Source organism: Rhizobium sp. NFR03, from assembly GCF_900111275.1.
Taxonomy (GTDB): Bacteria; Pseudomonadota; Alphaproteobacteria; order Rhizobiales; family Rhizobiaceae; genus Ferranicluibacter.
Window position 1 is genome coordinate 360,663 of the sequence record NZ_FOGR01000001.1, and the last position, 25,939, is coordinate 386,601.

General features: G+C 62.3%; 23 protein-coding genes and 2 tRNA genes. 6 read left to right on the forward strand and 19 right to left on the reverse strand.

All coding sequences use genetic code 11. From position 1 onward, the window contains the following. Positions 1–55: 55 nt before the first annotated feature. Together BSG19_RS01640 and BSG19_RS01645 are read left to right on the forward strand one after the other, a co-directional pair. Positions 56–811, forward strand: coding sequence for an ATP-binding cassette domain-containing protein (locus BSG19_RS01640; RefSeq protein ID WP_092985492.1), 756 nt, complete (start codon positions 56–58; stop codon positions 809–811). A gap of 184 nt (positions 812–995) precedes the next feature. Then, positions 996–1,982, forward strand: coding sequence for an aldo/keto reductase (locus tag BSG19_RS01645; RefSeq protein ID WP_092984232.1), 987 nt, complete (start codon positions 996–998; stop codon positions 1,980–1,982). 80 nt (positions 1,983–2,062) lie between these two features. Here the strand turns inward: BSG19_RS01645 and BSG19_RS01650 are convergent, their stop codons facing one another. The 7 genes from BSG19_RS01650 to BSG19_RS01680 form a co-directional block, all read right to left on the reverse strand. After that, on the reverse strand, positions 2,063–2,998 hold the full coding sequence (locus tag BSG19_RS01650; RefSeq protein WP_092984234.1) for a dihydrodipicolinate synthase family protein: 936 nt from the start codon (positions 2,996–2,998) through the stop codon (positions 2,063–2,065). Positions 2,999–3,308: 310 nt separating this feature from the next. Further along, positions 3,309–3,384 (reverse strand) — tRNA-Lys (locus BSG19_RS01655). Between the two features lie 135 nt (positions 3,385–3,519). Then, a complete protein-coding gene (locus BSG19_RS01660; RefSeq protein ID WP_092984236.1) occupies positions 3,520–4,407 on the reverse strand; it encodes a dihydrodipicolinate synthase family protein in 888 nt (295 codons plus the stop codon). A 45-nt stretch (positions 4,408–4,452) separates the two neighbouring features. Continuing rightward, positions 4,453–6,069, reverse strand: coding sequence for an ABC transporter ATP-binding protein (locus tag BSG19_RS01665; protein WP_092984238.1), 1,617 nt, complete (start codon positions 6,067–6,069; stop codon positions 4,453–4,455). Continuing rightward, positions 6,062–6,985 (reverse strand): ABC transporter permease, encoded by a 924-nt coding sequence (locus BSG19_RS01670; protein ID WP_092985496.1) that lies wholly within the window; start codon positions 6,983–6,985, stop codon positions 6,062–6,064. The genes BSG19_RS01665 and BSG19_RS01670 overlap by 8 nt, the downstream gene beginning before the upstream one ends. Before the next feature lie 10 nt (positions 6,986–6,995). Next, on the reverse strand, positions 6,996–7,910 hold the full coding sequence (locus BSG19_RS01675) for an ABC transporter permease (protein WP_092985494.1): 915 nt from the start codon (positions 7,908–7,910) through the stop codon (positions 6,996–6,998). A 63-nt stretch (positions 7,911–7,973) separates the two neighbouring features. Continuing rightward, positions 7,974–9,473: an ABC transporter substrate-binding protein gene (locus BSG19_RS01680; protein WP_170865826.1), complete on the reverse strand. Its 1,500-nt coding sequence runs from the start codon at positions 9,471–9,473 to the stop codon at positions 7,974–7,976. 322 nt (positions 9,474–9,795) lie between these two features. Here BSG19_RS01680 and BSG19_RS01685 point away from each other — a divergent pair, with 322 nt between their 5' ends. From BSG19_RS01685 to BSG19_RS01695, 3 genes are read left to right on the forward strand one after another with little or no spacing between them, the layout of a single operon-like run. Beyond that, positions 9,796–10,992 carry a sialidase family protein gene (locus tag BSG19_RS01685; protein ID WP_092985498.1) on the forward strand — a complete coding sequence of 399 codons (1,197 nt, stop codon included), beginning with the start codon at positions 9,796–9,798 and terminating at the stop codon, positions 10,990–10,992. Then, positions 10,989–11,954, forward strand: a complete 966-nt coding sequence (gene pdxA, locus BSG19_RS01690; protein WP_092984241.1) for a 4-hydroxythreonine-4-phosphate dehydrogenase PdxA — start codon at positions 10,989–10,991, stop codon at positions 11,952–11,954. Before BSG19_RS01685 ends, pdxA begins: the two co-directional genes overlap by 4 nt. Beyond that, positions 11,951–13,078: an iron-containing alcohol dehydrogenase gene (locus BSG19_RS01695; protein ID WP_170865827.1), complete on the forward strand. Its 1,128-nt coding sequence runs from the start codon at positions 11,951–11,953 to the stop codon at positions 13,076–13,078. Before pdxA ends, BSG19_RS01695 begins: the two co-directional genes overlap by 4 nt. Before the next feature lie 46 nt (positions 13,079–13,124). Here BSG19_RS01695 and BSG19_RS01700 read toward each other — a convergent pair whose 3' ends face one another. The 10 genes from BSG19_RS01700 to BSG19_RS01745 form a co-directional block, all read right to left on the reverse strand. After that, entirely contained in the window at positions 13,125–13,820 is a 696-nt protein-coding gene (locus tag BSG19_RS01700; protein ID WP_092984245.1) for a FadR/GntR family transcriptional regulator, read from the reverse strand. 3 nt (positions 13,821–13,823) lie between these two features. After that, positions 13,824–14,852, reverse strand: a complete 1,029-nt coding sequence (locus BSG19_RS01705) for a four-carbon acid sugar kinase family protein (RefSeq protein WP_092984247.1) — start codon at positions 14,850–14,852, stop codon at positions 13,824–13,826. A 235-nt stretch (positions 14,853–15,087) separates the two neighbouring features. Beyond that, on the reverse strand, positions 15,088–16,797 hold the full coding sequence (locus tag BSG19_RS01710) for a methyl-accepting chemotaxis protein (protein WP_092984249.1): 1,710 nt from the start codon (positions 16,795–16,797) through the stop codon (positions 15,088–15,090). Between the two features lie 104 nt (positions 16,798–16,901). Continuing rightward, positions 16,902–17,324: an arsenate reductase (glutaredoxin) gene (gene arsC, locus BSG19_RS01715; protein ID WP_092984251.1), complete on the reverse strand. Its 423-nt coding sequence runs from the start codon at positions 17,322–17,324 to the stop codon at positions 16,902–16,904. A 4-nt stretch (positions 17,325–17,328) separates the two neighbouring features. Further along, complete coding sequence (gene arsB, locus BSG19_RS01720) at positions 17,329–18,369, reverse strand: ACR3 family arsenite efflux transporter (RefSeq protein ID WP_092984253.1); 1,041 nt, start codon at positions 18,367–18,369, stop codon at positions 17,329–17,331. Positions 18,370–18,488: 119 nt separating this feature from the next. Next, a complete protein-coding gene (locus BSG19_RS01725) occupies positions 18,489–18,848 on the reverse strand; it encodes an ArsR/SmtB family transcription factor (RefSeq protein ID WP_092984255.1) in 360 nt (119 codons plus the stop codon). A gap of 150 nt (positions 18,849–18,998) precedes the next feature. Next, positions 18,999–19,074, reverse strand: a tRNA-Lys gene (locus BSG19_RS01730). Positions 19,075–19,172: 98 nt separating this feature from the next. Further along, positions 19,173–20,090, reverse strand: coding sequence for a PhzF family phenazine biosynthesis protein (locus BSG19_RS01735; RefSeq protein WP_092984257.1), 918 nt, complete (start codon positions 20,088–20,090; stop codon positions 19,173–19,175). Positions 20,091–20,180: 90 nt separating this feature from the next. Then, complete coding sequence (locus BSG19_RS01740; protein WP_092984259.1) at positions 20,181–20,951, reverse strand: hypothetical protein; 771 nt, start codon at positions 20,949–20,951, stop codon at positions 20,181–20,183. Then, positions 20,944–22,047 carry an endonuclease/exonuclease/phosphatase family protein gene (locus tag BSG19_RS01745; protein WP_092985500.1) on the reverse strand — a complete coding sequence of 368 codons (1,104 nt, stop codon included), beginning with the start codon at positions 22,045–22,047 and terminating at the stop codon, positions 20,944–20,946. Before BSG19_RS01745 ends, BSG19_RS01740 begins: the two co-directional genes overlap by 8 nt. Before the next feature lie 174 nt (positions 22,048–22,221). On the opposite strand from BSG19_RS01745, the gene BSG19_RS01750 reads away from it, so the two are divergent. After that, positions 22,222–23,280, forward strand: a complete 1,059-nt coding sequence (locus tag BSG19_RS01750; RefSeq protein WP_092984261.1) for an aldo/keto reductase — start codon at positions 22,222–22,224, stop codon at positions 23,278–23,280. Positions 23,281–23,328: 48 nt separating this feature from the next. Here the strand turns inward: BSG19_RS01750 and BSG19_RS01755 are convergent, their stop codons facing one another. Together BSG19_RS01755 and BSG19_RS01760 are read right to left on the reverse strand one after the other, a co-directional pair. Then, on the reverse strand, positions 23,329–24,276 hold the full coding sequence (locus tag BSG19_RS01755) for an SHOCT domain-containing protein (RefSeq protein ID WP_210185376.1): 948 nt from the start codon (positions 24,274–24,276) through the stop codon (positions 23,329–23,331). 95 nt (positions 24,277–24,371) lie between these two features. Further along, positions 24,372–25,601 carry an aminotransferase-like domain-containing protein gene (locus BSG19_RS01760; protein WP_092984263.1) on the reverse strand — a complete coding sequence of 410 codons (1,230 nt, stop codon included), beginning with the start codon at positions 25,599–25,601 and terminating at the stop codon, positions 24,372–24,374. Between the last annotated feature and the right edge of the window lie 338 nt (positions 25,602–25,939).

Genomic DNA, 25,939 nt, shown 5'->3' on the forward strand with positions numbered 1-25,939 from the left:
AACAGCCGGCGGAAACAACGCCGCAACCAGCCAGTCCGGCACACCCCTCGTCGAGATGAAGAATGTTTCGATCTCGTTCGGCGGCATCCACGCGGTCGACAATGCCTCGATCGACCTCTACCCGGGCGAAGTGGTGGCTCTTCTCGGCCATAACGGCGCGGGCAAATCGACGCTGATCAAGATCCTCTCGGGGGCCTACAAGCGCGATGCCGGCGAGATCCTGATCAACGGACAGCCGGCCGAAATCGCCAATCCGCGCGATGCCAAGAAGTACGGCATCGAAACGATCTACCAGACGCTTGCCGTCGCCGACAATGTGGATGCGGCGGCAAACCTCTATCTCGGGCGCGAACTGCGCACCCCGTGGGGCACGCTGGACGACGTGGCGATGGAAGCGAAGGCCCGCGAAGTGATGGGCCGGCTCAACCCGAACTTCCGACGCTTCAAGGAGCCGGTGAAGGCGCTTTCGGGCGGGCAACGGCAGTCCGTGGCCATTGCACGGGCGATCCTGTTCGACGCCCGTATCCTCATCATGGACGAGCCGACGGCTGCGCTCGGGCCTCAGGAAACGGCGCAGGTGGGCGATCTCATCCGGCAGCTGAAGCGCGAAGGCATCGGCATCTTCCTGATCAGCCACGACATTCACGACGTGTTCGATCTCGCCGATCGGGTCTCCGTCATGAAGAACGGTCAGGTCGTCGGGCATGCCCGCACGGAAGATGTGACCAAGGACGAAGTGCTCGGCATGATCATCCTCGGCAAGGTGCCGCCAAAGGCCATTCCCGGCCCGGGTGCCATGCAGACGGCCTGAGAGCCATCGTCACCCCTTCATCGAGCCGGGCATTCCAGCAATGCCCGGCTTTCGTCTTTGGAACCTTCATCGCCAGCATGCCTTTGCTTGCCATGGCGATGTCGTTCGGCCATAGCCTTCGATCGGAAGGCACCCTGAGACCCGCGCTTCGGGTCTTCGCAGGGACTTCGAAAGGGAGATCATCATGAAAAACCATTCCTTCGGCAGACTGCCGTTCACCGTGTCCAATGTCGGCTTCGGCGCCTGGCAGATCGGCGGTTCCTGGGGCGACGTCAGCGAAGCCGATGGCCGCGCGGCCCTCAATGCCGCGCTCGATTCCGGTATCACATTCATCGACACCGCCGACGTCTATGGCGACGGCCGCTCGGAAAAGATCATTGCCGACGTGCTGAAGACGCGCGGGGACGCGCGGCCGATGGTGGCCACCAAAGCCGGTCGCCGGCTGAACCCCCACGTGGCTGACGGATATACCAAGGCGAACCTTGAAGGCTTCATCGACCGCAGTCTTGTCAATCTCGGCGTCGATGTGCTCGACCTCGTTCAGCTCCATTGCCCGCCGACCGACGTGCTCTACAGGCCCGAGGTTTTCGAAGGACTGGATGAAATCCAGGCTGCCGGCAAGATCGGCGGCTATGGCGTCTCGGTCGAGAAGGTCGAGGAAGCGCTGAAGGCGATCGAATATCCCGGCGTCGTCAGCATCCAGATCATCTACAATCTCTTCCGCCAGCGTCCCGACCACCTGTTCTTCCAGGAAGCCCGCCGCAAGAACATCGCCGTCATCGCCCGCGTGCCGCTCGCCAGCGGCCTCCTGTCCGGCAAGATCACGGCCGACACGACGTTCGCCAGCGACGACCACCGCAATTTCAACCGAAACGGCGATGCCTTCGACGTTGGCGAGACCTTCGCAGGCGTTCCCTTCGAGGTCGGCCTGCAGGCGGTGGAAGAGGTTCGCAAGCTGGTGCCGCAGGGTGCCACTATGGCCGCCTTCGCGCTCCGCTGGATCCTGATGAGCGACGCCGTCACCGTCGTCATCCCCGGCGCCCGCAATGCGGAGCAGGCCCGTGCCAATGCCGCGGCTGCCGATCTCGCACCGCTGTCGAACGACGTGATGGCCGCCTCGCGCGAGATCTACAAGAACCTGATCGCTCCGCACGTTCATCAGAAATGGTAGTCTGATCGGCATTCCCCAAAACGAAAGAGCCCATGCCGTGGGTTACGGCATGGGCTCTTTCACGTCGTCAAGCTATACGCTTATGCCGGATAGCGCGATTCGTACCAGGCCTTGAACAGCGTGTACTGGTTCTCGATGTGGCGGCGCTGCGAGGCGCTGAGGGCATCGCCTTCGTTAAAGTGCAGCTCGTATTCCGCATCGCCGTTCAGCACCATCAGATACTTGTAGTGCAGCACGAGGTCCGGACCTTCGTCATAGGTGGAAAGCACCCACAGCGCCTCTTCCAGCTCCTTTGCATCGCGGCGCGCTTCGGCATTGCCTGCTGCTGCCTTTTCGCACAGTGCGACGAGGTGCAGCACTTCCTTCGGAAGCGCATTGCCGATGCCCGTGATCGCACCGCCCGCACCGCAATTGACGAAGCCGTGATAGACGCCAGTATCGACGCCGACCATGAGGATGAGATCGTCATCGCCTGATGTGATGTTCTCGGCGGCATAGGTCATGTCGGCCTTACCGCCGAATTCCTTGAAGCCGACGAGGTTCGAGAAGCTGGCGCGCAGCGCGAAGAAGAGATCGGCACGCGTGGCGAAACCGTAGTAAGGGCTGTTGTAGATGACGGCAGGCAAGCCGTTTGCCGCCTTCAGGACAGCCGAGAAGTGATCCTTCTGGGCGGCGAGCGACGAGCCCCGCGAGAGAAGCCTTGGGATGACCATCAGGCCTTTCGCACCCACTTTCGCGGCATGGGCCGCATGTCCGGCGGCCGATGCCGTGCTGACGGCGCCCGTGCCGACGATAACCGGGACACCGGCCTCAACGAGACGACGAACACCCTCCTGCCGCTGCTCATCCGTCAGGAGCGGCCAGTCGCCCATCGACCCGCAGTAGACGACGGCGGACATGCCGAGATCGATCAGTTCACGACCCTTGCGCACCAGTGCGTCGAAGTCCGGCGTACGGTCGGGCAGGCATGGCGTCATCAGGGCGGGAATGCAGCCGGCAAAAACGGAATCGGTCATCTCATCTCTCCAAAGGAAGTGCGAACCGAACCGGTTTCCGCCGCTCGCCCGCTGTCTATACAGGCTTTAGCAAATCTCGCATTCTCTGTCGACAAAATAAATACAGAGATCTTCAGCCTGGAAAACAGCGTAGGAATTCTTTGTGAAGGCATGCGGAAGCGTTGCGCTCCACGCTTGGCCGAAGCTCGATGTGTCGGGATGCCGAAAGGTGCTGGAACAGCCTTCCTCCAATGCCTTGCCTGAAGCGAACAACGACGAAAACCGCGCCCGAAGCGCGGTCAAACATCACAAAAATGTCCCTGAAGAAATTTGGTGGGTGATGTAGGGTTCGAACCTACGACCCGCTGATTAAGAGTCAGCTGCTCTACCAACTGAGCTAATCACCCATCCCGCGCGGCTTGTTAGCCGTGCAACACTGCATCGCTGCGGTGTGACCGGGCGTATAAAGGCCTTCGCGCGGCTTGTCCAGTTGCCGGGAACATCTTTTTGCGATGTCCCACGGGAAAATTCCAGAATGACGATCAGGCAGCCATAAGGCCGTAGCGCTGAAGGATAACAGCAATCTTTTCGTCCTGTTCGCGGTCCGGCAGCAAGGCCGGCTGGCGGCTCGCACCGACGGAGGGGTCCGTGAGATACAGCGCGCGCTTGACGAGCGCCGGCGGGAAACCGAGCGCGTAGAGGTCGGTGCGGAAGGCGGTGTAAATGGCCTGCTGGCGCTCCGCCTCGGCGATATCTCCGCTGTTGAAAGCGTTCAGGATGCCCGAGAGCACCTCTGGCATGGCATTGCCAAGGCCGGAGATGCAGCCTGCGGCGCCGTTCTGCAGCGACCAGAGCACGAGATGGTCCGGGCCGGAATAGACCTCGAAACCCTCGACGCTTTTGCCGACAGCGAGATAGGCTTCCAGCGTTTCCTTGGCGCCGCCGGAATCCTTGATGCCTGCGATGTTGCCATGCGCGGAAAGCGTCCTCGCCGTTTCCGGCTCGATATGGTTCTGTGTGCGGGCGGGAATGTCATAGAGATAGACCGGCGTCTGCACGGCATCTGCCACCGTCGAGAAATGACGGATGAGGCCGTCCTGCGTGCAGGCGATGAAGAACGGCGTGATGACGGCGATACCGGTGACGCCGATGCGGTCGAACGCGCGGGCGAGCTTCAGCGTCTCGAACGTCGCCGGCATCCCGGCATTGACGATGACATCGACCTTGCCGCCGACCTCGTCCACCACCTCTTCCGTCAGTCGCACCTTCTCGTCATAGGTCAGGGCGGAGAAGTCGCCATTGGTGCCGGCGCACATGATGTTGTTGCCCGCCGCCACCTGCCGGCGCACCTGGGCGCGCGTGGCGGCATAGTTGATCGTTTCATCGTCGTTGAAGCAGGTGACGAGCGCGACGAAGGCTTTCTTGGACATGACGTTCTCCTGAATTCTGAATATGTGCAGCGGCGGGCGCCGAGGTCAGGCCCGCTGGAGACGGGCAGCGCGATGAGCGGCCTGAACGTCCGGGTCGGGATTGAGGCCGGCTGCCAGCAGCGCCTGCGTGTAAGCCTCCCGCGGCGTGTCGAAGACCTCGCGAACGGTGCCGAGTTCCACCACTTTCCCGTTCTGCATCACCATGACATGATCGGCGAAGTCGCGGACCACCGGCAGGTCGTGCGCGATGAAGATGAAGGCAATACCCATCGTCTTGCGCAGATTGTCGAGCAGCGCGATCACCTGCGCCTGCACGGACACATCGAGCGCGGAAACCGCCTCGTCGCAGATGATCAGCTTCGGCTCGAGCGCCAGGGCGCGCGCAATCGCAATGCGCTGGCGCTGCCCCCCGGAAAACTGGTGCGGATAGCGTCCCATATGCTCCGGCCCGAGCCCGACCTGTACGAGCAGCTCGGCGACGCGGGCGCGCCACTTGGCCCTGGGCAGGATATCCGGATGAATGACCCATGCCTCCGACACCAGCTGGTAGACCGTCATGCGCGGGTTCAGTGACTGGGTCGGGTCCTGAAAGACCATCTGGAGATCGCGTCGCAGCTTGTAGAGTTCGGCAGCTCCCATCTGGAAAAGGTCCCTGCCCTTCCACAGCGCACTGCCGCTGGTCGGCTCGTCGAGGCGCAGGAGAATACGGGCGAGCGTCGATTTGCCCGATCCGCTCTCTCCGACAACCGCCAGCGTTTCCCCCGGCATGAGGTCGAACGAAACGCCCTTCAAGGCTTCGAAGGCGCCATAGGTCTTGCGGGCGTCGCGCACCTGAAGCACGGGCTCGACGCGGGGTAGCGGCGCATGCATCTCGCCCTTGCCCGGGGCAGCGGCGATGAGCTTGCGGGTGTAGGGATGCTGCGGGTTGCGGTAGACATCGCGCACCGTGCCGCTTTCCACCAGCTGGCCCTTCTCCATCACCACCACCCGGTCGGCCACCTCGGCGACGACACCGAGGTCGTGCGTGATGATCAGGATCGCCATGCCGGTTTCCTGCTGCAACTCTTCCAGCAGCGCCAGCACCTCTGCCTGCACGGTCACGTCGAGCGCCGTTGTCGGCTCGTCGGCGATCAGCAGATCCGGCCGCAACGCAAGCGCCATGGCGATCATGACGCGCTGGCGCTGGCCACCGGAAAACGCGTGCGGATATTTGTCGAGCGAACGTTCCGGATCGGGAATGCCGACGCGGCCCATCAGCCGCAATGCTTCGGCCTGCGCCTTGGCACCATCCGTCCCGTGCGCCGTCAGCGCCTCGCGGATCTGCCATCCCACCGTGTAGACCGGATTGAGGTGGCTGAGCGGATCCTGAAAGATCATCGCGATACGTCGGCCGTTGACCTCTCGCCGCGCCTGCGCCGGCATGGTGAGGAGATCGACGCCATCGAGCAGGATCTGCCCGCCGCTGATCCGCCCGGGCGGCATGTCGATGAGATTCATGATCGCCGAGGACGAGACGGATTTGCCCGAGCCACTTTCGCCGAGAATGGCCAGCGTTTCCCCGCGGTCGAGGTGATAGGAGATATCGCGGACCGCCTTCACCACGCCAACGGCCGTGTGGAATTCCACGGAGAGGTTGCGGACCTCAAGGAGGTGGTCAGCCATTTTTGCGACCCTTCATTTCGAGACGCCAGCGCTGCACGGGATCGAGCGCGATCCGCATCCAGTTGGACAGGAGGTTCAGCGACATGGTCGTCAGGATAATGGCGAGGCCCGGCCAGAACGACAGCCACCAGGCATTTTGCAGGTACTGGCGACCCTGCGCGATCATCAGGCCCCAGGTGATTTCCGGCGGCTGAATGCCGATGCCGAGGAACGACAGCGCACTTTCCGCCAGCATGACATAGGCGAAATCGAGCGTCGCAAGCGTCGTCAGCGTCGGCAGGACAACGGGGAGAATATGGCGGAAGAGGATGCGCTTGCTGGAGGCTCCCATGACCCTCGCGGCCTGCACGAACATGCGCTCGCGGATTTCCAGAACCTCCGCCCGCGTCGTGCGGAGATAGACAGGGATACGGGTGATCGCGAGGACGAGCATGAGGTTGAGGATCGAGGCGCCGAGAACGTAAAGCACGATGACCGCGATCAGCAGTGACGGGAACGACATGATCACATCGGCAAGCCGCATGATGATCTGGTTGACGCGCGGCGAGGAGAAGCCGGCAATCAGGCCGAGCAGCGTGCCGGTGATGGAGGAGATGGCAACGGCGCCCGCTGCGACCATCAGCGTGTTCTGCGTCGCAACCACGATGCGGGCGAGCAGCGGCCGCCCGAGCGCATCGGCGCCCATCCACCACACCCAGCCACGTTCCCAGTCGAACGGGGCAGCGTTACGCCCGCGCAGGTTCTGCTTGGTCGCGAGATCGCCCAGCCAGTGCGGGCCGATGATGGCGAGGAGCAGGATGACGAGGAGGAAGATGGCGGCGCAGAGCGCGAATTTGTCGGCCCACAGCATGCGGCCCATGCGCACGAGGAAAGAGGGCTCTTCGGCCAGCGGCGCGTCGATCGTCTGGAGTGTCATGACGTGCTCCTCAATGCCGGATGCGCGGATCGAGCAGCGCATAGGCAAGGTCGATCAGAAGGTTCATGAGGAAAATCGCGAGCGCAGTCACGAGGATCGCGGCCAGCACGACGTTGAAGTCCCGCTGCAGAATGCTGTCGATCATCAGCTTTCCGACACCGGGAAAGCCGAAGATCGTTTCGACGATGACGGCTCCGTTCAGCAGGCTTGCGGCCTGATCGCCGATGACGGTGATGATGGGCAGCATGGCATTGCGCAACGCGTGGATGAAGATGATCGGCCCCGACTTCACGCCCTTCGCCCGCGCCGTCTTGACGTAGGCCGACGAAAGCGCGCCGATCATCGAGCCGCGTACGATCTGGACGATGATGCCGAAGGGCCGCACGAAGAGCACCGAGATCGGCAGGATCCAGTGCCAGATCGATCCCGTGCCCGATGTCGGCAGCCATGCGAGATTGACCGAAAAGATGACGATGGCGACGATGGCCAGCCAGAAATCCGGCACGGACGCTCCGATGAGCGAGACGACCGATGAGAAACGGTCGAAGAAGCCGCCCGCTCGGAAGGCGGCGAGCGAACCGACAAGGATAGCGGCGGCCGTTACAAGCGTCATCGTGATGGCGGCGAGCCAGAGCGTCCAGACGAAGGCTTCGAGGACCACATCGAGCGCCGGGCGGGCCTTGCGCAAGGATTCGCCGAAGTCGCCCGTGACGACATCGCCGACATAATTGCCGAACTGCACCATCAGAGGATCGTTGAGGCCATGCAGCTCGCGGAACTGCTGCTTCAACTCGGCCGAGGCTTCGACGGGCAGAAACAGCGCTGCGGGATCGCCTGTCAGCCGCGAAAGAAAGAACACCAGCACGATCAATCCGACGAGGGAGATCAGGCTGGCGACGGCGCGTTTTCGAATGAAGCTTAGCATGGCATCCTCGCCGGAAATTCCTGCGGCGTTGGCGGCGGGCGCCGAAGCACCCGCCATCCGGCATTACTTGATCTTGATCTCGGACAGCTGAAGCGTCGAGTTCGTGGCGATCGTCGGCGTGAATTCCAGACGCTCGGACACTCGCGCGAAGCCGACCATGTGGAAGAGCAGCACGTCGGCCACCACGTCGTCATGGACATAGGCGATGACCTCCGACCAGAGCTTGGCGCGCTCGTCGCCAACGGCAGCGGAAGCCCGCTTGATCAGGTCGTCCACCTTCGGATCGGAAAACCCGGACTGCGTGCCTTCGGTCGCGTATTTGAAGAACATCGAGAACGACGGATCGCCCTTCGAGTTGTCATGCATCGCAGCAACGATCTGCGGTCCACGCCCTTCCTTGAAAGGCTTGGAGTAGTAACCCTCGTGTTCGGCCACTTCGACGAACTTCAGGTTGATCTTGAAGCCGACGTCCTGAAGCTGACCCTGGATGGCCTCCATGATTTCCGTGACGTTCGGGAAATTCGCGGAGCGCGCGATGACCTCGATGGGGGTATCCACCGGCACGCCATCGGCCTTGGCTTCCTCAAGCAATTTTTTCGCACCCTCGGGGTCGAAGGGGAACTGCTTCACATCCGGGTTCCAGCCGAGCGTCGTCGGCGGCACGATGGCCGTGGCGAGAACCGCGCTTTCGGGCACCAGCGTTCCCAGGAAGGCCTGACGGTCGATCGCAAGGTTCAACGCGCGGCGGACGCGGACGTCCGAGAGCGGGGGAATGTTGTGGTCGATACGCAGATAGACGGTCTCGCTGTCGAGATAGGACAGGTCTGTCGCGGCATTGGTCGCTTCGAGCTGCGAGATCGACGGCGCGAGATCCGCCTCGCCGGCCTGCACCATCGCGGCGCGGACGGAGGGGTCGGCGCGGAAAAGGTAGGTCGCTTCCGTCACGTCGGGCTTGGCGCCCCAGTAGTCGTCGCGCGCCGTCAGCACGATCTGCTGGCCCGGCGTCCAGTTCGTCAGCTTGTACGGCCCGGTGCCGACCGGTTCGCGAATGAACTCGAGCGGCGTCTCTTCCGGCACGATCGTCACGAGCGACATCAACAGCGGCAGGATCGGCTGAACGGGGTCCGCATTGAAATCGACCGTGTGATCGTCAACGATCTTTGCCTCGATCTTGATGCCACCGAAATAGCGGCGGGATTCGCAGGCGTTCTTATCGCTGAGGATACGGTCGAAGCTGTGCTTCACGTCCTTGGCATCGAAAGTCGTGCCATCGGAAAACTTTACGCCCTGGCGGAGGTGAAAGCGCCACGAGTCATCGGCATTCTGCTCCCACTTTTCGGCGAGACGCGGCGTCACGCCCTTCTGGCCGCGCACGTCGAGTTCGGTCAGTGTCTCGCTCACATTCTGCATGATCACGCGTCCGATATTGGAGCGTGTCGCCATGCAGGGCTCCAGCAGGTCGGCCTCTTCGGCCAGAACGATCTTGACCGGGCCGGACGCGGCAAATGCCGGCGTCAAGGCGGTGCACAACATCAGCGCGCCGAGAATCAGTGTTTTCTTCACGATAGTCTCCTCCCTCTTCATCCGTTGAACGCGACGCGCGCCTTCTCAAGGCATTCCTGTCGCGCTGCCGCTCGAAACGTCCGGCCGGCAATGGTTCTTTGTCCCGAGCTTCCTCTCGCCAAGGCTGACCATACCATCTGATTTCATCGCAACTTTGTCAAATTAATTTCCAATGTCATTTCTCACAAAAAATTTTTATTGGAATAGCGTTTTTACTACAATGACATAGTATTTTAGAAATCCTTTATTTCTCGAACGAATGACATTGCAAAACTTGACAACTATGCGAAACCCGTGACTTTTGGGCGGCATGGAGGACAAGATGAATCCCGAAGAAATCGCCCGCGGCATGAGCGGAGCCCTGATATCCGTGGCCTCGGGGCGCGACGAAGCATTGCTTCCTTCGCCGATGATCCAGAACCACGCGGCCTTTCTGCATAGGCTGGAAGACGGCGCGCTCGTCTGTGCCTGGTTCGGTGGAACGCTGGAGGGCAAATCGGACATTTCGATCTTCGCCTGCGTGCTTCCAAGAGGCGCATCGAACTGGGGGCCGCCTCAGCAACTCAGCAACGATCCTGCGCATTCCGAACAGAACCCGATGTTCTTTGCAGCCCCTGACGGAAAGCTCTGGCTGTTTCACACATCGCAGCCTTCCGGAAACCAGGACGAATGCCGGATCCGCATGGTCGAGGTCTTTCGCGATGCCGACGATCCGCATGTGCTAACCGCGCCGGGCGGGCGCTATCTCGACCTGCCACGCGGCTGCTTTGTGCGCGCCGGCGTGGTCGTCCGGGCGGATGGCGCCTGGCTGCTGCCGATCTTTCGCTGCATCCAGCGGCCGAACCAGAAATGGAACGGCAGCCACGACACAGCGGCTGTCGCGATCTCGGAAGACGGCGGCGATACGTGGCGTTTGCAGGATATCGACGCCTCTATCGGCTGCGTCCACCTTGGCCCGGTCCGCCTGGGAGACGATCGCTACGCCGCGTTCTTTCGCCGCCGACAGGCCGATTTCATCTATCGCACCGAAACCAGCGACGGCGGACGGACATGGTCGGCACCTGCCCCAACCGACGTGCCGAACAACAATTCTTCCATCGCTGCCACCCGGCTCAGGGATGGCCGGCTCGCCATCATCTGCAACCCGGTCAATGCCAGCCAGTCTTCCGAACGGCGCGCTTCGCTCTATGACGAACTCGGTGAGGCCGACGACCGGCCGGACGCCGACCCCACGGGCGGCTGTGTGCCGGTCTGGGGCGTGCCCCGCGCACCCGTCGCTCTCTGCCTCTCGACGGACGACGGCCTGACGTTCCCGGAAAGACTGATCATCGAGACCGGGCCCGGCACCTGCCTGTCGAACGACTCCATCGACGGCCGCAACACGGAGATGTCCTACCCCTGGCTGCTCGAAGAGCCGGACGGGACGTTGCATCTCGCCTACACCTATCATCGTCGCGCGATCAAACATGTCCGCCTGGCTCCCGGCTGGGACAGTGCGGCTGGACGGAGACTTTCATGAGCAATATCATCGGCATCACCATGGGCGACCCCTGCGGCGTCGGCCCAGAGATTTCCGTCCGCGCCCTCCTCGACATGTCGGGGGAAGACCGCGAGCGCACCCGCATCTATGGCAATCTGCCGACGCTGGAGGCCGCACGCGACGCGCTGGGTCTCGAGATCGACCTTGCACCCTATGTCGTCGACTTGCCCATCGAAGGCGCGCCGCTCGCCTGGGGGCAGTTGAGCCCGATTGCAGGCGACGCCGCTTTTCGCTTCATCGAGAAGGCCGTGCGTGATGCGGAGGCCAAGACCATCGGCTGCATCGTCACCGCGCCGATCAACAAGGAAGCGCTGAACCTAGCCGGCCATCACTATGACGGCCATACCGGCATGCTGCGCAGCCTCACCGGCTCCAAGGCCGCCTACATGCTGCTGGCGTCGGAGAAGCTGAAGGTCATCCACGTCTCCACACATGTGTCCCTCAAAGAGGCCATCCAGCGGGCAACGACGGAGCGCGTGCTCGCGACCATCCGCGCCGGCGACGCCCACCTGAAGCGCATCGGCTATACCGCGCCGCGCATCGCCATTGCCGGCATCAATCCGCACTGCGGCGAGAACGGCCTCTTCGGCACAGAGGACGATGACCAGATCGGCCCTGCGGTTGTGGCGGCGCGCGCCGAGGGCATCGACGCTTATGGACCGATCTCTGCCGACACCGTCTTTCACCGCGCCTATACCGGCGCCTTCGACCTGATCGTCGCGCAGTACCATGATCAGGGGCATATCCCGATCAAGCTCGTCGCCTTCGATACGGCCGTCAACGTCTCCGTCGATCTACCCATCGACCGCACCTCGGTCGATCACGGCACGGCCTTCGACATCGCCGGCAAAGGCATCGCCAACCATGGCAACATGCTGGAGGCGATCGCCTATGCGCGCAAGCTCGTGGCCGGCCGCGCCGCGCATACAGAGCAAGGATGACCGCCATGACCATCGCCCCCATTACCCTCCACCAGCCGCGCCGGCTTATCGTCGGCGCCGGTACCGTTCGAGATGTCGGAACGTGGGGCTCGGATGCGGCATCCACGCTTGTCGTCGCAACGCCCATCACGGCCGGATTTATTGATCGTCTCCAGATGAAGGGCCGCATAACCGTCTTCGACGCCATTCCGGGCGAACCCGATATCGCGACGCTGGAGGCCGCAATCGAAGCCGCTCGCGGCTGCAAGCCGGACCTTGTCGTCGGTCTCGGCGGCGGCTCGGTGCTGGACGTCGCCAAGCTGGTCGCGGCCCTGTGGGACGGAGACCAGACGCTGGCCGACGTGGCCGGACCGAACAAGGTCGCAGGTCGCCGCACCCGCCTCGTGCAGGTCGCCACCACGGCTGGCACGGGATCGGAAGCCGGCATCCGGTCCCTCATCTCGGACCCTGAAAAGGGCAACAAGATCGCGGTGGAAAGCCCGCACCTGATCGCCGATGTCGCCGTGCTCGATCCGGCACTCACCTATTCGGTCCCGGCAGCCGTCACGGCCGCAACGGGTGTGGATGCCATGGCGCATTGCGTCGAGGCTTTCACCAACCGCCGCGCACATCCCATGATCGATGGCTTCGCCCGCATGGGCTTTGGCCTCGTCGGCCGCTTTCTCGCTCGCGCTGTCCGCGACGGCACGGATACGGAGGCTCGCGAGGGAATGATGCTCGCCTCCTACTATGGCGGCATCTGCCTCGGCCCGGTCAATACCGCTGCGGGCCACGCTATCGCCTATCCCTTGGGAACGAGGCTTCGCCTGCCCCATGGCCTGGCGAACGCCATTATCTTTCCGCAGGTTCTGGCCTTCAACCAGCATGTGGCAGCAGAGAAATCCGCCGAGGTCGCACAGGCTCTCGGTCTGGGCGAAGGACTTTCGCAGGACGATCTCCTGCGCTCCGCCCATAGCTTCTGCCGCAATCTCGGCATCGAGATGTCGCTGCGTGCGCATGGCGCCACCGAAGCCGACCTCCCGGTCTATGCGGCAGATGCCCACGCCAATCGCCGCCTGATGGATAACAACCCCGTCGACATGAGCCTCGAAGACGTCCTCGCCATCTACCGCGCTGCCTACTGACGGCGTGGGAAAGTGCCTTCCTGTCGAAGGCATAGATATCTCGGTATTAGTGTGGAAACAGCCGCTCGCGTGATCCGGTCAGGTGCTCCCGCATCAACAGCCCCGCGAGCGGGCCATCGCCCGCAGCGATGGCCTTTGCGATGGCCTCGTGTTCGCCAAAGACACGGGCAAGGCCGGCGCTGTCGCGCTTCACCGACGCACCGTGAAATTTCATGCCGACCGCAATGTGCTCCTTCAAGGCCTCCATGGCTGTCGAGAAGTAGGAATTGCGTGCCGCTCGCGCGATGGCGAGATGGAACTCGAAATCCGCATCGACCCGGTGCGACTGCCGGTTGGTCGCGTCCCGCATCAGTTCCAGCGCCTGGGCTATGGCGGTGAGGCTCGCCTCGGTGTGCCGGGCTGCTGCCGCGGTGGCGGCGGCCGGCTCGAGCGTCAGCCGAAACTCGTAGCAATTCAGAAGATCGGCGACGTTTTCCAGCTGCCCGAAGCCGAGCGGCTCTTTCAAGCCGAGAGCGCGGACGAAGCTGCCCGCGCCACGCCGCGAGTAGATCAGGCCCTGTTCCCGAAGGCGCCGCAACGCCTCGCGGATGATCGGCCGTGACACTTCGAACTCGGCCGCCAGATCGTGCTCCGTCGGCAGACGCTCATCCGGCTGGTAGGCGCCGGATTTGATGGCGCGGTGCATGCGCTCGAAGACCACGTCGCCGAGGCTCTTGCGTGTCGTTCCCGCTTCCAGTCCCATTCCTTAACTCCCGTCCCGAAGCATTCGCGCGGCAATCTCGCTCAGCGTGTCCGCTCCGCCGAAGCCGCCCGATTTCGCGATAATGCAATGCCCGTTCGCAAAGGCAACACCAAGACCCGGCATGCATTCCCCCAGCAGACGGAACCGATGGATTTCCATCCGCTCGAGAACCGCCTCCGCCGTCGCGCCCCCAGAGAGAACCAGTGTCGCCGAGGGCTGAACGCCGGCGGGATAGACGCTCGAAGCAAGATGACGTGCCACAGCAAGGGACGTTAGATCCTCCTCGCCCGGAACGGCCTGTACAAGCGTCAGCGAAGTTCCGGCACGCTTATCGGGCGCGAGGCACCCGTTGGGCGCTGCGAGATAGACCGGTGAATGACGGACGCGAAGATGCTCGATCTGGGACAGCGTGATGGGATCGCGGGACCCTATGACGAAAAGGCCCGGGCCCGCCGGTATCTCGGCCGCATGCGCCAGCGCATCTCCGGTCATCCGCCGTGCAAGGGCGTCTGCAAGTCCGCGCGCGCCCACGAGCAGGTCGACACGCGCAGCCAGAGCCTCTTCAAGCGCTACCGCCATGGCCTCCATGTCGGCGGTATCGGGTATGCGCGCGTTTTCCGCGTGAAGACCGAGCCGCTCGGAAACCGGGATGGGAACGTCGACGCCGAAGCCGGAAACCTTTCCACCCTCCACGATGCGGCCGAAGTCCGGAATTGCCGGCGCGACGAGCGCCGCCTGAAACCGCATCACATCCAGCTCGGCGGCAATATGCCCCTTCAGCCGCGAATCGACTTTCTTGAAGAGCACGATATCCGCAGGCAAGGCATCGAGAACAGCGCGTGTTGCCGCCTGCGCGGCTTGAGAGCCGACCTCCCGGGACCGGACATTGATCGAGAGAACATCCGGATCATCTGCCAGCGCCTCGGGGATCGCAGACGGCGCGAGCGCGACCTCGACCTTCAGGCCGCGCGCAGCAAAGGGCGCGGCAGCATCCAGCGTGCCTGTGAGATCGTCGGCAAGAATAACCAGCAAGATGACACGCCTCCGCGATAAGTTGTCATCTTTATTCGAACAGGATCTATTGATTTGTCAATATTTTCTGTCCGAATATGACAGATATCCTCACGGCCTTCGACGTGGACGAGTACCCGTTGTGCCCGAATCTTTCGACGTAGCCTGCAAGCAGAGGCATCTACGAAAGCAGCAAGGCCACCGACGTCACACGGACACGGTGGCCTTCGCTCACAATGTTTTCAAACTCGGCAGGTCAGGCAGCAAACCTGTTGCGGCCGCTGCGGAGCGAGGACGATGAAGAGGTGGCCCTTTGCGATACCTGCTCATCGAAGCGGAACTGCTCCAGCAGATCGAAGAGGGCGCGCGCTTCATCCGCGAGACCGTGGCTTGCGGCTGTCTGCTCCTCGACCATCGCCGCATTCTGCTGAGTGCCCTGATCGACCGTATTGATCGCCTGGTTGATCTCGCCAAGTGCCGTGGATTGCTCGCGCGCGGCATCGACAATTGCCCGGATATCCTGGTTGATCTCCTGCACGTGACCGGCAATCGTCTGCAGCGCCTCGCCGGCCTTGCTGACGAGCGATACGCCGTTTTCCACATGTGCGCTCGAGGTGGTGATCAGCGCCTTGATTTCCTTTGCAGCACCGGCAGAACGCTGGGCGAGTTCGCGGACCTCCTGGGCGACCACGGCAAAACCCTTGCCCGCTTCCCCTGCCCGCGCCGCCTCGACGCCGGCGTTGAGCGCCAACAGATTGGTCTGGAACGCGATCTGGTCGATGACGCCAATGATGTTGGCAATCTCGCGGGACGAATTATCGATCTTGTCCATGGCCGAGATGGCTTCGCGCACGACATCGCCGGAATGATCGGCGCTCTCCTTGGCGCGACCGACCAGAACGCCCGCGCCCTCGGCGCGACGGCTGGAACCCTTGACCGTGGTGGTAATTTCCTCCAGCGCCGCAGCCGTTTCCTCGACGGAAGCCGCCTGCTGTTCCGTCCGCTGCGCAAGGGAGTCCGCCGAGATGCGCACCTCGTTCGCGCCCGTGGCGATAGCCTCGGCATTGGTCCGCACGGCTCTCAGCGCAGCTTCGAGCTTGCGACAGGCCGCGTTGAAATCGGTCCGCAATCTGTCGAGGCTGGGAATGAAAGGCGTTTCGATGTGCTGGGACAGATCCCCGTCTGCAATCTTCGACAGGCCGTCGGCAAGACGATCCACATTCATCACGCGATCGGTAATATCGGTCGCAAACTTCACGACCTTGATGATGCGCCCCTTGTGATCGAAGACCGGGTTATAGGATGCCTGAATGAAGACCTTCCGCCCGCCCTTGCCGATGCGCAGGAATTCTTCGGACACAAACTCGCCAGCGTTCAACCTTCTCCAGAAATCGGCATAGGCCGGGGAGGATCGATAGGCGGGCTCGACGAACATACTGTGGTGTTTGCCTGCAATTTCAGGCATCGAATACCCGAGTGCTTGCAGGAAGTTCTCATTTGCCGTGACGATCGTGCCGTCGGGCTGAAACTCGATCACAGCCTGAGCGCGGGATATCGCATCGATCTTTGCACCGGAATTGAGGGCCCCAAGCTTCGTCTCGGTGATGTCGTTGGCAAATTTGATGACCTTCACCACTTTGCCGGCCGCATTTTTGATGGGATTATAGTTTCCGCGAATGAAGACTTCCGCGTCATTCTTCGCGATACGCGTGAACTCGCTACAGATGAAATCGCCGTTCTGCAGCTTCTTCCAGAAAACCGCGTAGTCGTCGGACACGGCGTAGTCTTTCTCGACAAAGATACTATGCTGGCGGCCGACGATTTCCTCCCTGGTATAGCCGAGGAGATCGCAGAAGTTCTTGTTCGCTTTTAGAATTTTTCCTTGGGGATCGAATTCGATGATGGCGAACGAAAGATCGAGCGCCTCCAGAACACGGTCTGACATAGAAGAAAAAACGCCAGCCATCGAAATTATCCTCCCAGGAAAGTGGTGAAGGGCATTATGGATGAATTGAATTAAGGCTTACCTAACCTTACCCGTGGCGAACGGACGAATTCATGACGCGGGCGTCACTCCATGCGCTTGCCCTCTGCATCGATGACCTGCTCGCCGTCTTCCTTTGCAAACGCGCCCTTTTGCGTATCCGGCAGGATGTCGAGAACGACCTCGGAAGGACGCGACAGGCGCGTGCCCAACGGTGTCACGACGAACGGGCGGTTGATCAGGATCGGGTCCTTCAGCATCGCGTCGAGCAACTGGTCGTCGGAGAGGTCCGGGTTGTCGAGACCGAGATCGGCATAGGGGGTGCCCTTCTCGCGCATCGCCTGGCGCACCGTAAGCCCCGCATCGGCGATCATGGTCGCAAGGATCGATCTCGACGGCGGGTGCTTCACGTATTCGATGACCGTCGGCTCGATGCCGGCATTGCGGATGAGCGCCAGCGTGTTGCGCGAGGTGCCGCAGGCAGGGTTGTGGTAAATGGTGACGTCCATGATTTCAAACCTTTCTAATGGAGGCAGCATGGGTTCGGACGGCGGCGCCCCGCTCGTACCAGCCCTTGCTGCGGTTGACGATCCAGACCACCGACAGCATCACCGGCACCTCGATCAGCACGCCGACGACGGTGGCGAGCGCCGCGCCGGAGGTGAACCCGAACAGGCTGATGGCGGCGGCCACCGCCAGCTCGAAGAAGTTCGAGGCGCCGATCAGCGCAGAGGGACCGGCCACGCAATGCTCCTCGCCACTCACGCGGTTCAGCACATAGGCAAGGCCTGCGTTGAAATAGACCTGGATCAGGATCGGCACGGCAAGCAGCGCGATGACCAACGGTTGCGCAATGATCTGCTCGCCCTGGAAGCCGAACAGCAGCACGAGCGTTGTGAGGAGTGCGATCAGCGAGACCGGTTGCAGGCGACCGGCCATGCGTTCGATATCCGTGCTGCGGCGCAGAACCTGAGCGACGATCACGGGCAGGACGATATAGAGCACCACCGACAGGATCAGTGTATCCCACGGAACGGTGATGGCAGACAGGCCGAGCAGAAGGGCGACGATCGGCGCAAAGGCCACCACCATGATCGCGTCGTTGAGCGCCACCTGGCTCAGCGTGAAATGCGGCTCGCCCTTGGTGAGGTTGGACCAGACGAACACCATGGCCGTGCAGGGTGCCGCCGCAAGAATGATCAGGCCGGCGATATAGCTGTCGATCTGGGTTTCCGGCAGGTACGGCCGGAACAGCCAGCCGATAAACAGCCAGCCCAGCAGCGCCATGGAAAACGGCTTGACCGCCCAGTTGATGAACAGGGTCACGCCGATACCGCGCCAGTGGCGGCCGACCTGCGACAAAGAGGCGAAATCGATCTTCAGCAGCATCGGAATGATCATCAGCCAGATCAGCACCGCTACCGGCAGGTTGACCTTGGCGATTTCCACCGCGCCGATGGTTTGAAACACCCCTGGCATCAGATGCCCGAGGCCGATACCGACGACGATGCAAAGGGCGGCCCAGAGGGTTAGGTAGCGTTCGAATGTCGACATTAGGCTCTCACGCCTCCCGTTTCACATCTTGCGAAAAGCCCGTGAAGGAGATCAAGGGCCGATTGACCCATTCTGTCGTCGTCACCCGAGGACAGGACCCCGGAGCACGGGAAGGCTCATCATAGCGACCGGCCGGCGGGCGGAGAGGTACAACCCGGCGTGAGCGCGCTGATGAGCGGCGCGCACATTTCCGGAATCCCGCCGCAACAATCCCTCACCAGATACAGCGTCAGGTCGCGGAGCGAATCGAGTTTGGCGCGATAGACGATCGACCGACTGTGGCGCTCGCCCTCGACAAGGCTCGCACGCGCCAGAATCGCGAGATGAGCAGACATTGTATTTTGCGGGACACCGACAAGACGCGCGAGTTCACCCGCAGGCAGCCCTTCTGGCTCATGCCGGACGAGAAGCCGAAATGTCTCAAGTCGTGTGGTTTGGGCGAGCGCACTCAGCGCCTCGATCGCATGATGTGTTTCCATATATCCAGATTTTCAAATATTTTGAATACCGTCAATGACGATTTTTCGAGATATCGAGAGTCGTGCAGCACTGAAAGCCCCGCGCCTACGACACAAAGATGACAGGTGTACAGACGGATGATACTGGATATCGATCGGATAAAAGATCTTTGGTGGGTGATGTAGGGTTCGAACCTACGACCCGCTGATTAAGAGTCAGCTGCTCTACCAACTGAGCTAATCACCCACGAGGACTGCATCGCTGCGGTCTGACGCGGCGTATAAAGGCCTTCGTACGGCTTGTCCAGTTGTCCTGCACCGGAATCCACGGAAACCGCGAACTTATCAGATATAGAGTTCCCCGGCAGCGATCTTGACCGCCTGCCCGCCGATCCGAGCACCGGCGATGTCGCCATTGGCAATATCCAGATGGAGATGGAGAAACGACGGCCTGCCCATCTCGACGCCCTGCTCCACCAGAAAACTGTGATGTCCCTCGGTGAGCTGATCGAAACAGTGAATGGCGGCGGAGAAGGCAGCGAGCGCCGAGCCTGTCGCCGGATCTTCGTGCACGCCCATGGCCGGCGCAAACATGCGGGTGTGGAACCGGGCGTGATGGTTGATGCCACCGCGGCAATAAAGATAGGCGCTGGCCAGCCGGCCGTCCGCCATCGGGGCGATCTGTTCCCACAGGGCTGCATCGAAGTCCAGCTCCGCCATGGCCTTGAGGTCGTGTAGCGGGATGGCCACGAATGGCACGCCCGCACTCCAGAGCGCGGGCACATGATTCTCGAAGCCGATCTGCGTCGTCTTCAAACTCAAGGCGTCAGCGATCCTGCCGATATCGAGGCGCGCTTCCAGCCGTACAGATTTCCGTGGCAGATCGAACTCCGCAAAACCGGCCTCCCCCGGACGAAGTTTCACCGCGCACCGCACCGGGCCGACATTCTCCTCCAGCACATGCACGAGATCACGATTGACGCCCTCGCCTGCCTGCGCGGCTTCCGCCAGCGCCACGGCCGCACCGACGGTCGGGTGCCCGGCAAAGGGAAGCTCGGTGCCCGGTGTGAAGATGCGCAGCCGGGCCGCCGATGTCGGATTCTCGGGCTGATGGACGAACACCGTCTCGGAGAGATTGAACTCGCCGGCGATCGCCTGCATCATCTCGGTCGAAAGACCGTCACCGTCAAAAACCACGGCAAGCGGATTGCCCTGAAGCTTCTCGCTGGTGAAGACGTCGTAGATCGCGTAGCGGCGTGCCAAATTCGTTCTCCCACTCCATGCGGCCTCCTCGCTGTCACCGGCCGCCCGTGGACCTTGCCTTCGCGCTTCGCCGCGGGCAAGACCAAAACGTCATCGCGGGGTTTCGAAGATATGCGCGAGGATGACCCGCATGAACGGTTGGTAATCGTGCGCATGCGGATCGGCGTCGAAGATCGCAACGGCACCGTCTATCTCTTCTTCCTCGGCGGTCTCCACATATCGATGGATACGCGAGAGGATGGCGGACGAGGTTTCCGCAAAACGGATCCTGCGAAACAGCGTGACGGCGCCCCTGATAGACAAGGCTTGATACGGTCCCGCGTCCGCCTCTGCGATATCGAGTCCTGTTTCCTCCAGCACCTCGCGGCGCATATTGCCCGGCACGTCGCAGACCCGACCGCGGGCATCCTCCTTGATATCAGAGGCGTCGATGGAGCCGGCTGCGCAATAAACCTTCCCGGGATTGGCCGTCCGCTCGCCCATCCGCACCGCAATGACGGCCCCGTCAGAGGTTTCGATGACCGGGATGGCCGCAAGGTGGCACGCAACAGGCGGGCGTAAGGTGTTCCGCCACCAGAGAAACGCCGCGTAGGGCGCAAGATAGCCTTCGCCCAGGATGGTCCCGGAATCGACGGACAGGCGGTGCTGCAACACCATCTGCCCGTTGAAGAGAGAGGGATTTGCGGCCTGTTCCCGCACCCAGTTCGCCTCGATTTCGGGCGTGTGCCGTGCGAGGATGGGATGCGGCCCCTCGAGAACGCGCAGATCGGTGCCGACGATCGGGAAGACGACTCCCTCCGCTGGCCAACCGGCCCCGAGGCCGGACGTGTCACGAGCGTGAATGTGCGACGCCTCAGACATCGAGCGCCACCACAACGGGGCAATGGTCCGATGCCTTCGGCCTGTCCCACCCTGTCCGCGGATAGCGCTCCACATCCTGCTCCGGGGGAAACACGGTGCGGTACGGCTGTCCGGCGCGGATGATCTCGGGAACCGCATCGGCATTGCGCGCCGCAAGGGCCGGCGACAGCCAGATATAATCGAGCTGGCAGAGATGGCGCTCCGCCGGGCCGCGGCTGTGGAACAGCGTCCAGCGGTCGAGCGCGGGCCGCCGTTGCACCACATTCTCGGCAAAACCGTCCGCTGCAAAAACGTCGAGCGCTGCGGACGTATCCGGCATCGGAACAAAGCCGTAGCCGTTGCGGCGGTCACCGGTCACGTCGATGCGCTCCCGGTAGTCGTTCATATCGCCGCAGATGACAAAGCTCGCCGCCTTCAACTGCCCCGGAAAGCGCTTCTCGATGATACTGCGGACCGCCAGCGCCTCCGCGCGCCGGACCGGCATGGTGGAGAGCCTGCCGTCAACTCCGTCCCGACTTGGGCCCATCGACTTGAAATGGACGACGAAAAGCGTCAGTGGCCGTCCGCCGATCGTCAATTCCAGTTGCAGGCAGTCACGGCGGAAGATGCGATCCTCCGGCACATTCGTGCGGGCTATGGCCGCATCGTGCAGGCCGAGGTCGGCATAGGTCAGCGCGGCGTGCGAGATGGCACTGGTGCAGACGATGGCCTCGCCGTCCCGGGTCGTCTCCCGCATCATCACGGCGACATCGATGCCGCGTCCGTCATTCCCCTCGATCAGCACCTTCTTGCGGTAGCCGCTGCCCATCATCCGGTAGAGATAGCCATATTCGAAGGCCTCCAGCGCAGCCATGTCATCGGCCTCCTGCAGGCAGAGTATATCCGCATCGCAATCGGCAATCGCCAGCGCCGACATCTGCCGCGTGTCGTCGGCATGCGTGATCGTGCGGGCCTCTTCGAGACGCTCATAGGCTGCCTCATTGCCGATATCGAACAGGCGAAGCACGCGATCCTGCTTTGACGGGTTTCGGAAGCCGGAAAAATCGAACCGGCGCATGAGATTTTCGATGTTGAAGGTGGCAAGTCGAAGGGTCATGAAAGCATCCGGTGTCTGACGCCAGACCATAGACGGGCCGGTGGAAGAGGCAAGTCCGGAAGCGGCGCGGCATGGTGCTCTTGCAAGCCATGCATCATTTGCCGTCTATGCCGTTCCCGCGATCATAGCCGCGCCCTATCTGCGACGTTACCAGGGACAACAGGAGGAAACAGTATGGAATATCGCAATCTCGGCCGCTCGGGCCTCAAGGTCTCCACCATCACCATGGGCACGATGACCATGGGCGGCAAAGGCTGGGCCTCGATGGTCGGGAGCCAGGGCGTGGATGAGGCGCGACGGCTGATCGACATGTGTCTGGATGCAGGCGTCAACCTGATCGACACCGCCAACGCCTATTCCGCCGGCGCTTCGGAGGAGATCATCGGCGAAGTGCTTGGCGGCAAGCGCAAGAACGATGTTCTGATCGCAACCAAGGCGCGCTTTCCCATGGGCGAAGGCGTCAACAATCAGGGCCTCTCCCGCCACCACCTCATCCGCGAATGCGAGGCGAGCCTGAAGCGGCTGAACACGGATGTGATCGACCTTTATCAGGTGCACCAGTGGGACGGACAGACACCGCTGGAGGAGACGATGGCCGCGCTGGACACGCTCGTGCAGCACGGCAAGGTTCGCTATATCGGCTGCTCCAACTTTTCCGGCTGGCACATCATGAAGGCGATGGGCATCAGCGCCAGCGACCATCGCCACCGCTTCGTCAGCCAGCAGATCCATTACACACTGGAAGCGCGCGAGGCCGAATACGAACTTCTGCCGATTGCCATCGATCAGGGGCTCGGCGTCCTTGTCTGGAGCCCCATCGCGGGCGGCCTGCTCTCCGGCAAGCACCGGCGGAACCATACGCCTGAAGGCAGCCGTCAGGCCGCCGGCTGGACGGAACCGCCGATCCGCGACGTCGATCGCCTGTGGTCGATTGTGGATGTTCTGGTCGAAATTGCGGAAAGCCGTGGCGTATCTGCCGCGCAGGTCGCTCTGGCCTGGCTGATCGGCCGCAAGGCCGTGACGTCGGTCATCATCGGCGGCCGGACGGAAGAACAGTTCCGCGACAACCTCGCGGCCGCCGACCTGATACTGACGGCAGAGGAGCGCAACCGCCTCGACGCCGTGAGCGCGCCTCCCATCCTTTATCCCTACTGGCACCAGATGCAGACGGCTGCCGAGCGTCTCGGGGAAGCGGACCTGTCGCTGCTGGGACCGCATATCGCCAAGGCGTGAGCGCGAGCCCGCGCGGCGGATCGATGTCCGCCGCGCGGACAAGACAAATCAGAGACGCTTGAGAAGATCAGCCTTCTTGGCAGCGAATTCCTCATCCGACAGAATGCCGGCCGTGCGAAGCGCTGCAAGCTTCTCGATCAAGGCGATGATCTGAAAGCCATCCGGTGCCGGCTGCGCGTTCGAAGGAGCTGGCTGCGGCCTATCCGATGACGGAATGCTGGCACCCTGTCGAAACTCCGCCGCATCGACGAGACGCTCCTCTAGCGAGGCGCTGGCAGGGGTGATGGCGGCGAGCGGTGCGGACTGAGCGGAAGACCAGCTTTCCGCCTGGTTGACGGCAGCGCCCGGCTCCTGTGCCGACCAGCGCTCGGAACCGTTCGGCGCATCGGTATATCCTGCACCGGCATGGTTCTTGTCGTGATCGCCGGTCGGCTCCGCACCCGGCAAGTCCCCGCCATTGTTGAGGCGGCGAAGACCGGAGACGGAGAAGGAACCGCGCTGGCTGGTAAAGGTCTGCGAGCCGCCGACGCCTTGCTGCTGGCCGACGCCGGAAATCAGATGGTCCTCGGTATCGTAAAGGGTGACGCCGTCTCCGTCCTTGATTGCAAGGCAGCGCTGTGACGGGAAGACAGCATAGGCGCTGTCGTTCTGCGCACCGGTGCTGGAAGGCACACCCAGCCATTGCGGCCACCAGGCATGCTGCCCGGTCGATGCGCCGGGTAGGTCGATGCGCCCCGACGACAGAGCTTCGGCCAAACTATTGCAGAGATTGTCGACCGTGTTCTTCAGGCCGTGATTGAACATATCGCCGACCATGGTCATGCCGCCGCGCATCCACTGGCCGTTGCCGCCGAGTTCGGCGATATCGAACTGCGCCATCGTGCCGTGTCCGCGCTTCACCGCGACGAGCATAGCGGTCACGGCGCTTTCGCTCAGCTGGAAGCGTCCGGCAAGCTCGGAAATAAAGGCTTTTGTGGCATCGCTCTGGCCCTGCATCGATCGTCCTCTCAGGTGACATCACGCGGAGAAAGCCGCGTACCACTCTCATGACAGAGTGGTACGCGAATACATAGAGCGATGGGTGCAGACGATCAGGCGACCTTGTCCAGTATTTCGCTGCGGATGAGCTTGGCGAGGCGCGAGATGCCCTCCTCGATCATGGTCTCGTTGGCGCAGGAGAAACTGACGCGCAGCGTGTTCGCGCCCGAGCCATCGGCGAAGAAGGCCTTGCCGGGCACGAAAGCGACCTTGGCCGTGACGAGCGATTTCGCCAGCAACGCGGCACCCTCCATGCCGACCGGCAGCGTCAGCCAGACGAACATGCCGCCCTCGGGACGCGTCCAGGACACACCGTCGGGCATATGCGTTTCCAGCGCTTTCAGCATCGCGTCGCGGCGCTGGCTGTAGACGGAACGGATCTTGTCGACCTGCGCGTCGAAGCCGCGCTCGGCCACATGGCAGATCGCCATCTGGTTGATGGTGGAGGAATGGAGGTCAGCCGCCTGTTTCATCAGCACGAGCTTGCGGATGACCGGCATGGCAGCAACGACGAAGCCGACGCGCAGTCCCGGCGCCAGCGTCTTGGAGAACGAGCCGCTATAGATCGTGCGCGTCTCGTTGATGGCGCCCTTGCGGGCAATTTCCAGCGCAAGGATCGGCGGGATCGCATCGCCGTTGAAGCGCAGCGACTGGTAGGCGCCGTCCTCGATGATGGCGATGTCCATCTCGTCGGCCATATCGATCAGCGCTTCGCGCTGGGTGCGCGTCACGGTCTCGCCGGTGGGATTGGAGAAATCGGCAGAGAGATAGGCGAACTTGACGCGACCGCCTGCCTTCGCCGCCGTTTCCTGATAGGCCGCTGGCGTGCGGTTGCCGCCCGGCGTCAGCTGGTCGTAGCTCGGCTCGTAGGCGTTGAAGGCCTGCAACGCACCGAGATAGGTCGGCCACGTCACCAGCGCCGTATCGTTGGGCGACAGGAACAGCTTGCCGAGATAATCGAGCGCCTGCTGCGATCCCGACGTGATGAGGATGTTTTCGGCCTCGCAGGGAATGCCGATCTTCGCCATCTCGCCAACCAGCCATTCGCGCAGCGGCAGATAGCCTTCGCTGACCGAATACTGGAGCGCGGCGCCAACGGACGGGCCGGAAAAGATGTCGGCATAGGCCGCCTTGAATTCCGCATCCGGAAACAGCGCCGGGTCCGGAATACCGCCGGCAAACGAGATGATGTCAGGGCGATCGAGCAGCTTCAGAAGTTCGCGGATTTCCGACGCGCGCATACGGCTCGAGCGCGTTGCGAAAATGGATTCCCAGTCCAGCATGGATATTTCCTCGATAATGCTTTTGCCGAACCACATCACGGCAGGCAGAATAAGTCAACAATGCTGACCTAAATCAGCGGAAAAAGTCCTCCCTGCCGAGCGGCAAGAGAGGTGGCAGTGGGTGTTCTCAGTGGATGGTGCTGGAGGGTCGAACCCGGACATGGAGCGCCGGGCACGAATGCCCGGCGAAGTCTCTCTGAAAGGGTCCGGTCCTCTGCCGGTCTCTTCCAGGCATCAGCGTCGCTGACACGTCTCAGGCTTTGCCGGATGTCGCGCTGCAAGCGATCAGGGCGCCGATGGCGCAGAGAATCGCAAAGTCGAACCAGGCAAAATACTCC